Below are 14,172 nucleotides of genomic sequence, written 5' to 3' on the forward strand. Positions count from 1 at the left end.
TAAAAAATACAAGCGACTTTCAATTTAGAATATAGGAGGAATTCATATGACTGCGAAAAACAGAAAAATTACAATTCCGATTGGCATTGGCTATGGATTAACTGATTTAATGGGTGGCGGTGCATTTACCATTATCGGGGCATGGATGCTTTTCTTTTATACAACCTATGCAGGCTTAACACCGGTTCAGGCGGCTTCCATAGTCGGAATTGCTCGGATCGTTGATGCGGTTGTCAGCCTGGCGATTGGCAGTATATCCGATAACTTTTTCAAGAATAGCCTGGGCAAACGGTTCGGACGCCGCCGGTTTTTCTTACTGATTGGGTCACCCCTTATGCTGGTTTATGCTTTGCTTTGGCTTACCGGCATGAGTTATTGGTATTATCTAACCTGTTATTTAGCTTTTGAAATTATTGCGGCGATGGTATTGATACCTTGGGAAACTTTACCATCAGAGATGACAACCGATTTTAATTCTCGGACCAAGCTGTCGACCTGTCGTATGTTTATATCCTCTACGGGTGTTTTTTTAGCTACGTTTGTTCCATCCATCTTAATTCGTTATTTTGGTGAAAATAATGCGTATGCCTATACGTTAAATGGTACGATCTTTGCGGTATTGTTTGCTATCTGTCTCTTTATTAGCTATAAAGTGACTTGGGAAAGAGATCTTACTGCGAAAATGAAAGAAGAACTTCTTCAAGCTGAAGTGCCACAAAGTTTTGCGCAAAGGTGTTCAAGTATTGTCTATATTGCCCAAGAATATTGGTCTACTTTGAAGGTTAAAGCTTTTCGTCAGCATTTATTGATCTATATTTGTTCTTTTACGGGAAAAGATGTTTTTAATACAATCTTTATTTTCTTTGCTGTATTTTGTCTGGATCTTCCATCAGCAAATGCCGCAGATATACTTTCACTTAGTCTTATTGGAATACCGACAACAATTGCGGGTGGTTTCTTAATGATTAAATTTGGTCCGCGCAATTTGTTTAAAATTTCGTATATAACAATGATTGCCTGCTTGTTTGGCTTTTTTGCCGTATATCTGTATGATCCCGCTTCAAAATTAGCTATTTTATATGCACTTGGTTTTTTCTATCAAATTGGCCGCCAGCTTCTCGAATTTACACCCTGGAATGTTTTTCCTTTTATTCCGGATGTAGATGAAATTATATCACAGAAAAGAAGAGAAGGTTTGTTTGCGGCGGTCATGACCTTTGCCAGAAAAACTACAGTAGCAATTGCTACCATTATTGTAGGTTTTGTTATGCAGGAAGGCGGTTTTGTTAAAGGGCAGTTGGTTCAGTCACCAGAAGCGATTCATACGATTGCGAATACATTATTGATTGGAACAGCTGGTCTGATTGGTATTGCCTTGTATTTTGCTTGGCACTTTAAGCTAAATAAACAGACCCATGCTGTGTTGATTCAAGAAATTGATCGTTTAAAAGCTGGGGGAAGTAAAGCGGATGTCAGTATTGAAGCAAGGGCGATTACAGAAGAGTTAACAGGGTATAAATATGAAGAACTTTGGAGTCAGCCAAATGAAGTAGAATATCCACAAGGAGTGGAAGCGGATCAACTGGTTTTGGCAAATGCAATTTTGAAAAATGTTGGTGGTGCCTATAATATCGATTATTATACATATTGCGCTACCCGTCTCAGAATTACATTATCCGATAATACAGCGGCAAACTGCGAAGTTTTAAAAAATTTAGATGGTGTTAAAGATGCTGTTATCGTTGGTGAACAGCTCCAAGTAGCCTTGGAGAAAAAAGTAAATCGTGCTTATAATGCTTTACAAAGCGTAATTGGCATAAAAAATAAAAAGAAATAACTGTCTGGGAGTATTGCATTTGAAGCGGTTATGAAACCGCTTCAAATTCATTTTATCCGTTCATGAATTTTTATGTTAAAGGAGTGCTGCTGCTTTGATTTGTGCAACAAAAGTTACAAACAGCAAAAAAATCGAAAATGGTTATTTGATAGAAACGGATGGACCATTTATAAAGCTTATTTTTTTAACGAAAGATATTATTAGAATAAGGACATCATTTGATAAAAAATTTATTGAAGAATCTTATGTACTAACTTTAACCGCCTGGGAAGATCGATTTGATAACTTTCTAGGCAAAGAAAGAAAACGCATCAAAGCGATTGATGTTTCCTATACGGAAGATAAACAAAAAATGATCTTTAAAACGAGCAGTTTAATACTCGAGTTATATAAAGAACCATTTGGCTTCAAATTGTATGATCATACGAAAGTGCTGTTGTATTCCGATTTGATAGGCAGATCTTTTGTCAAAGACCAGTTAGGCAGAAGATATCATTATAATGCGATTGATTTAGATGAAGATCATTTTTATGGGTTTGGTGAAAAAACGGGAAACTTAGATAAAAAAGGACAGCGGATGATGATGAGTCCTAAAGATGCGATTGGACATGATCCTGAAAATGGCGATCCTTTGTACAAACATATTCCGTTTTATATTCGCATCAATGAAACCAGCAAAAAGGCAGTGGGGCTGTTTTACCATAACTCATATGATGCCGTTTTTGATATGGGTCGTGAAATTAGTGGTTATTGGCCACGCTATAGTTATTATATGACAGATGGTGGTGATATTGATTTATTCTTGATTCATGGACCAAAAGTTAAAGATGTAGTGACGAAATATACAGATTTAACAGGTAAGCAAGCGTTTCCACCTAAGCAATCATTAGGGTATACGGCTTCGACCATGTATTATGCTGAGTTAAAAGAAAACTGTGATCAAGAAATTTACAACGTGATTGATAAACATAGCAAAGAGGACATACCAATTGATAATTTTTGGCTGGCATCAGGATATTCGTCTGGTGAAGAAGATAATTTACGTTATACCTTTAACTGGAATCATAAAAAATTTCCTAGCGTAAATGAATTTTTTCGAAGTATGAATGATAAGGGAATTAATGTTATACCAAACTTAAAACCGGGTGTACTAAAAAACCATCCTTATGCTACATATTATGAAGAACAGTCGGCTTTTATTAAAGATGCAGACAATAAAGAAGACTGCTTGGGAAACTGGTGGGGTGGACTCGGGAAATTTATTGATTTTAGCAAACCAAGCGGTAGAAATGCATGGAAGAAATTGCTAAAGGAAAACATTTTGACAAAGGGAACCAGTACCGTATGGAACGATAATTGTGAATATGATGGAATTACGAATAAAGAAGCTATTTGTGATTTTGATGGCGGCTTAGGGACTATGGCGCAGCTGAAAAGTTTGCAGAGTAATTTAATGGCACATGCTGGCCGAGAGGCAATTGCCGAAGTCTATCCAGAGGCTCGTCCTTATATCATTAGCCGAGCCGGGTTTGCCGGGATTCAAAGATATGCACAAACTTGGGCAGGCGATAATTTGACAGATTGGCGTACGCCTAAGTTTAATATAAATACAATTATCGGTATGGGCCTGTCTGGTGTAGCGAATAATGGGTGTGATATTGGCGGCTTTGCGGGAAAAGCACCTGAGGCTGAACTATTATTACGCTGGATTCAAAACGGCATTTTTCAACCTAGATTTGTTATAAATTCGGCAAATAATGATAATACAGTGACGGAACCATGGATGTATGCTGAAAATATTGAATTCGTCAGAGCAGCCTATAAATTAAGATATAAATTATTGCCATATATGTACTCCTTAATGTATGAAGCTTGCAGTGAAGGTACACCGATTATTAGACCGTTGTTTTTGGAATTTCAAGACGATACAAGATGTTTGACGGATGATAACTTTACGTTTATGTTTGGATCCAGCATATTAGTAGCGAATGTTTTTGATAAGGGGGCTGTATCCAGAAAGTTATACTTGCCGGCCGGATCAGCTTGGTATTACTGGGAAACAATGGAGAAATTTGATGGTGGTCAAGAGATTGAAATACCGATATCTTTAGCATCAATTCCAATGTTTTTTCGAGATACTGCTATTGTGCCAATGACCGAGGACATATCAAATATCAGTAAAGATCAAGTTGAAAAATTAGAATTGGTTATTGCGACGGATAGGGACAGCAAATTTACATTTTATGAAGATGATGGAAAAACGAATGAATATTTAAATGGTACATATTTAAAAACTATGATTACGGTAAAAAATAAAATAAGATCAGAAATTATTTTTCACAAAGAGGGTAAATTTGTTTCAAGTATTGAAAGCATATTTTTACAGGTAATTAATAAAGAAAAAGGGGCTTATTGGGTTACTGTTAATGAGAAGCAGCTAAAACAGTATTTACATGTTGATACCTTCGCCAAAGCAGTTGAAGGGTGGCATTATAATCCTTCAAGGGGAGTTGTATGCATAAAATATAAAAATATTCCAATTGATTACAAAGTCGTGGTCAGTTTTGAAAAATTCGATTTAATTGGCATGGAAGATGAATTGTAAATATATGATATTGCATGAATTAAAAATTGCGACAGCTAGGGGTATTATACAAAATAAAGATTATCGAGGGAGGCCTTGCTTATGAAAGTGAGCAGAAAAGTTGTAAAAATAGAGAACCACCATACTTATTTAGATATAGAGACAGATGCGGGCAAGTATCGATTGATCTTGTTAAATGACGATATTGTACGGATTCGCTGTACGTTTGCAGCTGAATTCAAACCAGAGGCTTCCTATGCACTGGTCCTGACAGCTTGGCAAGATCATATGGACGAGCTGCTGCAAGGTGAAAGAAAAAGAGTAGAAGCCATTGCCGTGGCTTATCAAGATTGTGATACTTATATTTTATGGGCTGCTAAAAAATTGAATATCAAAATTTACAAAAATCCTTTTGCAATAGAGATTTCAGATAAAAACGGAAATATATTGCATTCTGATTTACAAGAAAAAGCCAGTGTTCAAGATGACTTAGGGAGAATTTATCATTATTCCTGTATGGATGATGATGATTATTTTTATGGGTTTGGTGAAAAAGCAGGGGACTTAAATAAGAAGAAACGTCGAATGAGAATGCATAATGTTGATACGCTTGGCTATGATTCTGAATTGACAGATCCGCTGTATAAGCATATTCCGTTTTATATTAAGCTAAATAGCAAAAACAATATAGCGAGCGGTTTATTCTATAACAACTCCTACGATTCTGTTTTCGATATGGGTTGTGAAAGAAGTGGGTATTGGAATAAGTATAGCTATTTTTGCGCAGATGGAGGAGAGTTAGATGTATTCTTTATTTGTGGGCCGAAAATAAAAAATGTCATAAAAAATTATACAGATTTAACAGGGAAAACAATCTTTCCCGCAAAATATTCCTTGGGTTATATGGGATCTACAATGTATTATACGGAATTGGATGTTTCTGCTGACAAGGCTATTCTACAATTTTTGGACAAATGCAAAGAAGAAGAAATTCCGTGCGATGGATTTTTCTTGTCTTCAGGTTATACTGCAGGGGTGGATGGAAAAAGATATGTATTTAACTGGAACTATGACCGCTTTACGAATCCTCAAGGCTTTGTAGAAGAAATGAAGGAAAAGGGTGCGGCATTAGCACCTAATATCAAACCGGGCATGTTAACGACGCATCCGTTATATAAAGAGTTTGCTGCGGCCGGAGCCTATATAAAAGATGACAGTGATGAGAAACCGCAAACTGACAGGTATTGGGGGGGACAAGCTTCTTTTGTTGATTTTACAAATCCTAAAGGTCGTGAACTCTGGAAAAAGTATTTGCAAGAAGCGATTGTTTCCCTTGGAATTACCTCAATATGGAATGATAATAATGAATATGAAATGAATGATTTAGCATCAATTTGTCACTATGAGGGATTGAAGGAAAATGTGAGTGCCTTGCGTCCCCTTATGCCAAATCTTATGGCCTTTATGGCTAAAGAAACCGTTTTAGAGACGTATCCTAATATTAGGCCTTATATTGTCAGCAGGGCTGGGTTTGCCGGTATTCAACGTTATGCCCAAACCTGGGCGGGGGATAATAATACAAGTTGGAAAAGTTTGAAATTTAACATTCCGGTGATACTCGGTATGGGTTTGTCTGGGGTAGCGAATCAGGGCTGTGATATTGGAGGATTTTTTGGGCCGGCCCCTGAACCGGAACTCTTTGTCCGATGGGTACAAAATGGAATTTTCCAACCGAGATTTTCAATTCATTCTTGCAATACGGACAATACTGTTACGGAACCGTGGATGTTCCCTTCGTATACAAAATATATCAAGGCGGCTATTCAATTGAGGTATCGCTTAGTTCCTTATTTGTATTCATTGCTTGTGGAGGCGGCTACCGAAGGTTCACCGATTATGAGACCCTTAATATATGAATTCCAAAATGATCACAATGTACTGGAAGAAAGTTTTGATTTTATGTTAGGTAGTTCCTTGTTGATTGCTAATATCTTAGATAAGGGTGCAAAAACAAGGCGGGTTTATTTGCCAGCAGGAGCAGAATGGTTTGACTGGTACACTAAGAAGCGTTACGAGGGCGGGCAAACAATTGAAGTAGAAGTATCACTGGGCTCCATTCCAATGTTTCTTAGAAGTGGTGCTATTATACCGATGAGCGAAGAATTAACGAATATTCATAAGGATGTAGTCGAAACACTGCACCTGCTTGTGGAAGTCTCAAGAGAGGCGGAATTTAGTTTATATGAAGATGATGGTATTACAAATAACTATAAGCACGGCGATTATTTAAAAACAAAAGTTAATATCAACAAAAGTAATGGCACGAAAATTACCTTTACGCCAGAAGGCAGCTTTTTGACACCCGTTAAAGTAGTGCAGTTAGACTTAATCTGCCATGATATCGCACCAATTCAAATTAGATTGCAGGGCAGGAAACTCCCGATGTTTCTAAATCAACGAGAATGGCAAGCAAGTACTGCCGGCTGGTACTATGATATGGAACAAAAAATAGCTAAAATTAAATATAATAATATAAATGAAACCTACACCATACATGCCGATTTTGCTGTTAAAGATTTAATTTCGGTGTAAGCAATGCAAACAATAAGGACAAGGGGAGACGAATCCCTCTTGTCCTTATTTTTATAAGTGTGTTTTAAATTTTGCTGATCAATTTTATATGAAATGACAGTGTTAAAATGTAAGCACTATTTTACAAACTTCAGCTGGATTTGTATCCATAAAGGTAAAAGCTTTTTTGGCATCATAAACACGAAAGGTATGAGTAAGAACTTTTTCTGGTTGCAGCAAGCCTTTGTCAAACCATTCAATTACTTGAGGAAACTTGCCTCTGTTAAGGCGAGTCCCGATAATCTCAAGTTCGCGGCTCATAATTGCGACTTGTGGTATTTGTACCAGTTCTGTGCTGAAACCCAGAACGACAACTCTGCCGGCAGGGGAGGCAATTTTAGTAATACATGTTTCAAGTACCTTAATATTGCCGGTTGCCTCATAAATAAGACTGGCACCTTCTTGATTGGTAAACGTCATCATTTCTTCCGTCACATCGCTGCTAGAGGCATCAATAACTAGATCTGCTCCCATTTCTTTGGCACGATTCAGTCTTGTCGCAAGTACATCCATAATAGCAGCTTTGGCACCAACCATTTTAACCGCTTGCAAAATAATTAAGCCAATCGGTCCTGCACCACAAATTAGAACCTGATCATCTGCTGTTAGTCGTCCTCGTTCTAAGACTTGTGCCGCAATCGTATAAGGTTCAATCAGTGAAGCAATTTCCCATGAAATATGTTGAGGAATTTTATAGACATTTTCACTTTTTACAGCTATATATTCTTGATAGCCGCCATCTTGATGTACGCCTAGAACCTTGAGGTTTTTACAGACATTATGTCGGCCGATACGGCAGGCATAACAATGCCCACAAGCCATAACGGGATCAACGGCAACTCGATCACCCACTTGCAGCTTTTTTACATTCACACCGATTGTGATGATTTCTCCCACAAATTCATGACCAACAATACGCGGATATGTTGCAAAGGCATTTTTTCCATGATAAATATGAACATCAGAACCGCAAATTCCAGCAGCTTTCACTTTTATCAAAACTTCATTTTCTCCACAGGCAGGAATTGGACGTTCTACAATTGTGATTTCGTCAGGTTTTAGCACTTCAATTGCTTTCATAAGCTGCAGCCTCATTTCTTATATCTTTAGACAAATTTAACATTGAAGAAAAAATATCTTCTATTATAAGTTGCATTAAATATTATATATGGCAATCGTCAGGAATGGATATGGGGTTGAGTGGCGTTACGGAGGAAGCAAACGATGCCCTATATCCATTCCTGGCAGCCTAATAGGTTAGATGCAATATATAGATAAACTAGAGCGGCAAAAGGCCAGAATTTATTTCCGGTTCTTTGGTGATGAATTGGATAATTTTATTTTTACAACAACTTTGCGGATTTTATCAACAGAACCGGTAGAACAGCCCGGACGATGAACATCATTGGGATAAACAACCGCATAATTGCCGGCTGCTAGTTTTACATTGATTTCATCCACGGTGTTTTTATAAAAAATGACATCCTGCTTGGCTAGTAAATCTTCCAAAACTTCATTTTTGTCAGATAAAAAACTGCAGCCAAGGAATTCTTCGCCCGAATGAACATATTGAATGTCAATGTATTCCTGGTGGGCTTCTGCGCGCCGCATCGCCTTGCTTTCTGGCAGATAGTCTGAGACAACAGCGAACATTGTATCACCGTCTATTACATGCTTACCCGGAGATAATTTCGCAATGTCTGTAGTTTTTAAATACTCTAATCCTTTTTGAATCATGGGTGAAAAAGCACTTTTTTCCTGTTCTAGATTTTTTATGCAACCATAAATCATCATAATCATCCTTTGTTTATTTAGTTTTAGTCAAAAATATTTATAGTTTGAGTATTTCCTGCCATACATTTTCATCTGCGGGAATTCCTTGTTCCATATTCTCACGGCGTGTTTTTGCAGCTAATTCGCCAGGAAAGTAAATTTCTCCGTCTTCTTTTACGGGTTCAGAAGCTTTTATATAGTCAACCGTTTCATTTAAAGTTTGTTCGACAAAAGTCTTTGTCCCAGCGGCATAAGGATCAATAACGATGAAAATTTGACTGCAGCCGCCGCAGCTTCCTTCCTGGATCTTATCAATCCCAGAAGTAGCTAGACCATTCGATAAAATCGCAGCTACGGTATCAAGTAAAATAGCAAATCCAGACCCCTTCCAATAACCTGTAGGCAAAATTCGCATCGATTCCTCAATAAGACCAGGGACACTGGTTAAGTTACCGTCTTTATCATAGCCACCTGGTACGGGTAAAAGCTCATTTTTCAGTCTTGTCACTTGCAGTTTACCATAAGAAAATTGTGACATAGCCATGTCTAGGACAATATTTCCCTCAGTTCGCGGCAGCGCCATTACAAAAGGATTATTGCCAACTCGGGTATTTTTTGCGCCCCAGGTCGGCATGCAAGATTCTGTATTGGTCCAGCAAATCCCCACATAGCCTTGATTGGCTGCATCCCAGCCATATGTACCGCCGCGCATCCAGTGCGTGGTGTTGCGTAAAGTAACAAGGCTAATACCAAATTTTTTGGAGATTTCAATGGCACGATTCATAGCAAATTTTGCATTCAGGATGCCAGGGCCACGATTCCCATCATAGTTTTCGATAGCCCCTGCACTTAAAAATAAAGTAGGTTCAGCATTTATATCAACCCAGCCTTTTTGTACGTAATCAACAAATCGAGCTACACGATTTAGACCATGGGAATATACCCCGTCGCGACTTGACTCTGTATGGACTTGCGCACAGACCTCCGCCTTTTCTTCCGACATTCCGACTTTCAAGAAAACTCGCTTTACTTCTGCCTTCATTGTTTCAAAAGGTATTCTCATTTTATTTTCCTCCACTCGTAATTTGATTTAATAAATTAAAATTTTTCTCTGTATATTGCTGGGTATTTATTTATCTAATATAACTGTTTTATTTTTGTGAATAATCTAATAATTTAATCTCTGTACACAAAATATCAATCATTAGACTACTATTAATCTACATCTTATAGAATGTTTTGAACATATATTATATAATTATATTTGTACTATCTCACTATTTATGGAGGTGCTTATGTCTGATTTATCGCCTGAATATTTATTAGAAAACATGTTTCTCCAAATTACGTATGCCGCGGAACGAAAATGTACTCCCGATTGGAAGCTCGAGGGAAAAACCATTTATGACAGACATAATTTAATTTTAGTTTATGATGGTGAAGCCAAGCTGGTTTGTAATCAAAAAAGTTATAATGTTAAAAAAGGAGATTTGGTCTATTATCGTCCGGAAGATTATCGATTAGGGAGTACCAGTTCCCCAAATTTGATGAAATGTTTTACCGTCGATTTCTTTTACACGCATCCAATTTTTAGTGATAATCAGTGGATTCAGACAGATAATCCTCTTCCATTTTGCACGGTAGAAAACATTGCCGATCATTTTTTATACTCCCGCATCGCCGAATTGTTTTCCAGTTTCATAAAAACATGGTTTTTTAGCGATTATAATCGAATGATACGGGCTAAAGCTATTTTTATGGAAATTTTGTCGCTGCTGCTCTATTGGAAAACAACCACAAATTTCAGTTATGACCACATAAGGAAAATAGAAACTTTACTTCATTTTATGTCCAAAAACTATTGCAGCAAAATTACATTGAAGGATCTTGCTGATAAAATTAATATTAGCCCAACCTATCTAGAAAATATTTTCAAAAAGATCACAGGGAAATCACCAATTAACTATCTAATCCATTTGCGGATTCAAAAAGCCAAAGAACTTTTACTTGATGGTCACACGATTTCTGTTGCCGCTGAAAAGGTTGGATTCAGTGATGTTTTTTATTTCAGTAAATGTTTTAAAAAATGTGAAGGATTTGCCCCTTCACATTTTTTAAAATGATAGGGATATGAATTTAATGCAAAAAAATAAGGGTAAGGGGAGTGCGAAATCCCCTTGCCCTTATTTTATAAGAGTGCTTTTAATTTTTTCCGGTCAACTTTACCGGAATCGTTTAGTGGTATTTCATGGATGAAGATAAATCTTTTTGGTATCTCGACTGCCATCAGAGTTTCTTTTATCATGGAGCGGATAGAATCTTTTTTGACCTTACCGTCGGTAACAAGAAACGCAGCTGCTTCATTGCCCCTTTTATCATCCTGATAGGCAATGACGGCAATGTTCTTGATGCCGGGTATTTTTTTGAGTGCCTCTTCGATTTTTACACAGCTTATTTTGAAGCCGCCTTTGTTGATCACATCTTCTTGTCTGCCTAAAAATATTAAGTGCTGATTTTCAGCAAAATAACCTCGATCATACACCGTATACGGCAAGGTGATCCCTTCGATATGATACGGTGTATCAACATAGATAAATCCTTCTTTGATCGATACGGTTACGCCGGGAAATGGCTTTCCTACGCTGAGTGGGTTTGTTAGTAGATCACTATATTCGAGATAGGTAATGTAATTTAATTCGCTGGCGCCATAATAGAGAATGATGTTGGTATTGATGAATTTTTCTTTTAAGGTACGGGCCATTGAAGAAAATAAGAGCTGCGAACCGGTGAAAATCATCGTTACGCTTTTATTTGGTTCATGGATGAACTTGATGAATGCTTTTAATTTGGCTGGCACAAGGTAAATCGTCGTTACTTCAAATTCGTTTATTTCGTTCAGCCAGGTTTTGCAGTGGAACACATCGGTTAATACGATTGAGCCGCCTGCATATAAAACAGAAAGAATGGCATTGAGATTTCCGGTAAAACTTAAACTGCCATGCATAAATAAAATGCTTGAGGCGTCTATGCCAAAAATTTTATTTTGCGTAGGAAAAAATCCGGCCCAGCTTTCATAGGAACGAAAGAGGACTTTAGGGACATCGGTTGATCCAGAGCTTAATACTCCCATACAAATAGTAGACGTGGTACTTTGTTCTTCTTCAACCTCGGTCGTTAATAAAAAAGCTTCGGGCATCGTTTCAACCTTGACAAGAAAATCAAAATTCGGGTTTTGATCTGATAGGATATATTTTATCTGATTTTTAATTATCATTTTTTTTAATGACTCAATAGGGAGACTGTAATGCGACAAAATGGGAATATTCCCGGATTTCATGGCCGCAAAAAAAGCGGTGACTTGAAAAAGTAAATTGTTAGAATAGATAAGCACAACAGAGTGTCTTAGTTGTATTTGATCACCTAAGCAATTTGCTGCAAAAAATAGATCTTCATAAGAATAATTGTTTTGATTGAGCCTTACAAACAGCTTAGTTTTGTTTTTATATGACAGTTCTTTCAATAATGTAAAATAATTCATTACGCTTTCGTCCTCTTGATTAAAATTGCTGAACCTAGTCCGCCTGCTCCGGCAATCGAGCAAACGCCATAAAGTCCCTTTGTATATTCTAGGGCTTTTAATAGATGAAGCATAATGATTCCTCCAGAGGCTCCATAGGGATGCCCGTACGCTAATGCGCCGCCCAATATATTATAACGGTCAACAAGCTTTGGATAGGCACGTTCAAATAATACATCAATAACAGCAAAGGCTTCATTGAATTCAAAATTTGCAATATCGTCGTATTTCAAATTGGCACTTGTTAGGAGTTTATCCACTGCTTTCATTGCTGACAGCGGGCTGTATAAAGGGTTGGTTCCGATGGAGCAGGTGTGCAAAATTTGTGCGAGGGGAGTTTGTCCATTTTGCTTAAGAAATTTTTCGGAAGCGAGGACAATAAAAGCTGCTCCGTCGTTGATCAGACATGAATTTCCAGCGGTTATGAGCGTATTTTCCCCGAGCAGTAAGGGCAGGCGGTCTAATAATTTTTGGCTCATTCGTTCGCGAATACCTTCATCTTTGGTGCTGCCATATAGAGGCAGGATCACATCGGCAAGTTGGTTTTGATTTTTGGCAGCTTTGGCACGGATATGACTTTCTAACGACCAAAAATCAAGTTCGGCTTTTGTTATTTTTTCTTTTTGTATGACTCGCTGTGCACCTTCGAGCATGGCAAGGTCACTGTTTTCGTTTGGTGAGAATTGTGCCACCATATACTGGGCATGACCATCGCTATAACGACTGTCATTTTTTACGTAGCTGCGAAGTGGCTGGAGGGAACTGCTCTCCATGCCGCCGGCGATAATCAAATCACATTGTCCGCTTTGGATTTTGGCGAAGGCAACATCGATGCTCATGCAAGCTGACGAGCATTGCATATCAATTGTAAAAGCAGGGACTTCTTCGCTAATACCTGCTTTTAATGCCATTAAACGGGTAATATTTCCGCCTGTTCCAACGGCATTGCCGCCAATGATTTGGTCGATGGTGTCGAGTTGATATTTTTTGATCAATTCTTTTAAGAGGTCAGCTGCTAAGTCTTCCGGCTGTACATTTTTAAATATACCATTTTTGAGTCCGATATGGCTTCGCATACCACCTAGAATATAAACATTTTCCATTTTATTTATCCTCTTTGACTTGCAAAAATTTTATTCAACTTAACTCCTAAATAGGCAGCAATTCCAGATTTGACGATATCACCGATAATGAAAGGAAAAACTGCCACCACCAGTGTAGAAAAGATATCTAAATTTTGCACGAGACACATTGAAATGGAACCACCTATATAAATAACAGGCATTCCGATAAAAACAGCAACCGCCATATAGCGTTTGAAATCAGGGGTTTTTCCTTTTAAGAGACTCATTAAAGGTACGGCTAAAAGATAGCCGAAAATAAAACCACCAGTCGGTCCGAATAATTTACCAGGGCCGCCCATTCCTCCTACGAAAATAGGCAGACCAGCTGTTCCAAGTAAGATATATACGGCAAGGGTCAGAAAGGCTTGTTTTGGCGTTAACACAAATGCGACCAGGTTTACTACGACCGTTAATGCGGTCAGCATAGCGGCGGTAAACGGCAATGGAATGGATATGTAAGCGGATACGCTTAAGAGTGCTACACAGATTGCTATTTTGGTTAAAACTCTTGTATTCATGGTAATCAAGCTCCTACTTTTTTATTTTGGAATGTAAATAATTTTTGCGATTTGGCATTAGGGCTTTTGGTCGTTTATGCTATTCTTCATTATACCTATGTCCGGTTAAATCGTCAACCAAGTTAGAT

The 14,172-nt window shown here is 37.8% G+C and carries 10 protein-coding genes; 4 read left to right on the forward strand and 6 right to left on the reverse strand.

Features of this window, described 5'->3' with window-relative positions:
- Positions 1 to 46: 46 nt before the first annotated feature.
- The 3 genes from F606_RS20850 to F606_RS0108725 all read left to right on the forward strand — a co-directional run bounded on the left by F606_RS20850 (position 47) and on the right by F606_RS0108725 (position 7,013).
- Positions 47 to 1,837: an MFS transporter gene (locus F606_RS20850; RefSeq protein ID WP_019553501.1), complete on the forward strand. Its 1,791-nt coding sequence runs from the start codon at positions 47 to 49 to the stop codon at positions 1,835 to 1,837.
- A gap of 94 nt (positions 1,838 to 1,931) precedes the next feature.
- Positions 1,932 to 4,442: a glycoside hydrolase family 31 protein gene (locus F606_RS0108720; protein ID WP_019553502.1), complete on the forward strand. Its 2,511-nt coding sequence runs from the start codon at positions 1,932 to 1,934 to the stop codon at positions 4,440 to 4,442.
- An 81-nt stretch (positions 4,443 to 4,523) separates the two neighbouring features.
- Entirely contained in the window at positions 4,524 to 7,013 is a 2,490-nt protein-coding gene (locus F606_RS0108725) for a glycoside hydrolase family 31 protein (RefSeq protein WP_019553503.1), read from the forward strand.
- Between the two features lie 102 nt (positions 7,014 to 7,115).
- Here F606_RS0108725 and F606_RS0108730 read toward each other — a convergent pair whose 3' ends face one another.
- The 3 genes from F606_RS0108730 to yiaK form a co-directional block, all read right to left on the reverse strand.
- A complete protein-coding gene (locus F606_RS0108730; RefSeq protein WP_019553504.1) occupies positions 7,116 to 8,132 on the reverse strand; it encodes a Zn-dependent oxidoreductase in 1,017 nt (338 codons plus the stop codon).
- Between the two features lie 222 nt (positions 8,133 to 8,354).
- Positions 8,355 to 8,846 (reverse strand): NanQ anomerase/TabA/YiaL family protein, encoded by a 492-nt coding sequence (locus F606_RS0108735; RefSeq protein WP_245542103.1) that lies wholly within the window; start codon positions 8,844 to 8,846, stop codon positions 8,355 to 8,357.
- A gap of 37 nt (positions 8,847 to 8,883) precedes the next feature.
- Positions 8,884 to 9,888: a 3-dehydro-L-gulonate 2-dehydrogenase gene (gene yiaK, locus F606_RS0108740; protein WP_019553506.1), complete on the reverse strand. Its 1,005-nt coding sequence runs from the start codon at positions 9,886 to 9,888 to the stop codon at positions 8,884 to 8,886.
- Between the two features lie 232 nt (positions 9,889 to 10,120).
- Between yiaK and F606_RS0108745 the strand changes: the two genes are divergently transcribed.
- On the forward strand, positions 10,121 to 10,948 hold the full coding sequence (locus tag F606_RS0108745; protein WP_019553507.1) for a helix-turn-helix domain-containing protein: 828 nt from the start codon (positions 10,121 to 10,123) through the stop codon (positions 10,946 to 10,948).
- Positions 10,949 to 11,013: 65 nt separating this feature from the next.
- Here the strand turns inward: F606_RS0108745 and F606_RS0108750 are convergent, their stop codons facing one another.
- From F606_RS0108750 to F606_RS0108760, 3 genes are read right to left on the reverse strand one after another with little or no spacing between them, the layout of a single operon-like run.
- Positions 11,014 to 12,363 (reverse strand): AMP-binding protein, encoded by a 1,350-nt coding sequence (locus tag F606_RS0108750; protein WP_019553508.1) that lies wholly within the window; start codon positions 12,361 to 12,363, stop codon positions 11,014 to 11,016.
- Complete coding sequence (locus F606_RS0108755) at positions 12,363 to 13,505, reverse strand: thiolase family protein (RefSeq protein WP_019553509.1); 1,143 nt, start codon at positions 13,503 to 13,505, stop codon at positions 12,363 to 12,365. Before F606_RS0108755 ends, F606_RS0108750 begins: the two co-directional genes overlap by 1 nt.
- A 5-nt stretch (positions 13,506 to 13,510) precedes the next feature.
- On the reverse strand, positions 13,511 to 14,044 hold the full coding sequence (locus F606_RS0108760) for a biotin transporter BioY (RefSeq protein WP_019553510.1): 534 nt from the start codon (positions 14,042 to 14,044) through the stop codon (positions 13,511 to 13,513).
- Between the last annotated feature and the right edge of the window lie 128 nt (positions 14,045 to 14,172).

Source organism: Propionispira raffinosivorans DSM 20765 (assembly GCF_000381065.1).
Taxonomy (GTDB): Bacteria; Bacillota; Negativicutes; order Selenomonadales; family Selenomonadaceae; genus Propionispira; species Propionispira raffinosivorans.

Excerpts from the sequence above, each read along its gene's own strand:
- F606_RS0108750 (WP_019553508.1), bottom strand. The coding sequence starts at position 12,363 with ATGAATTATTTTACATTATTGAAAGAACTGTCATATAAAAACAAAACT.
- F606_RS0108755 (WP_019553509.1), bottom strand. The coding sequence starts at position 13,505 with ATGGAAAATGTTTATATTCTAGGTGGTATGCGAAGCCATATCGGACTC.
- F606_RS0108730 (WP_019553504.1), bottom strand. The coding sequence starts at position 8,132 with ATGAAAGCAATTGAAGTGCTAAAACCTGACGAAATCACAATTGTAGAA.
- F606_RS20850 (WP_019553501.1), top strand. The coding sequence starts at position 47 with ATGACTGCGAAAAACAGAAAAATTACAATTCCGATTGGCATTGGCTAT.
- F606_RS0108760 (WP_019553510.1), bottom strand. The coding sequence starts at position 14,044 with ATGAATACAAGAGTTTTAACCAAAATAGCAATCTGTGTAGCACTCTTA.
- yiaK (WP_019553506.1), bottom strand. The coding sequence starts at position 9,888 with ATGAGAATACCTTTTGAAACAATGAAGGCAGAAGTAAAGCGAGTTTTC.
- F606_RS0108725 (WP_019553503.1), top strand. The coding sequence starts at position 4,524 with ATGAAAGTGAGCAGAAAAGTTGTAAAAATAGAGAACCACCATACTTAT.
- F606_RS0108745 (WP_019553507.1), top strand. The coding sequence starts at position 10,121 with ATGTCTGATTTATCGCCTGAATATTTATTAGAAAACATGTTTCTCCAA.
- F606_RS0108735 (WP_245542103.1), bottom strand. The coding sequence starts at position 8,846 with ATGATGATTTATGGTTGCATAAAAAATCTAGAACAGGAAAAAAGTGCT.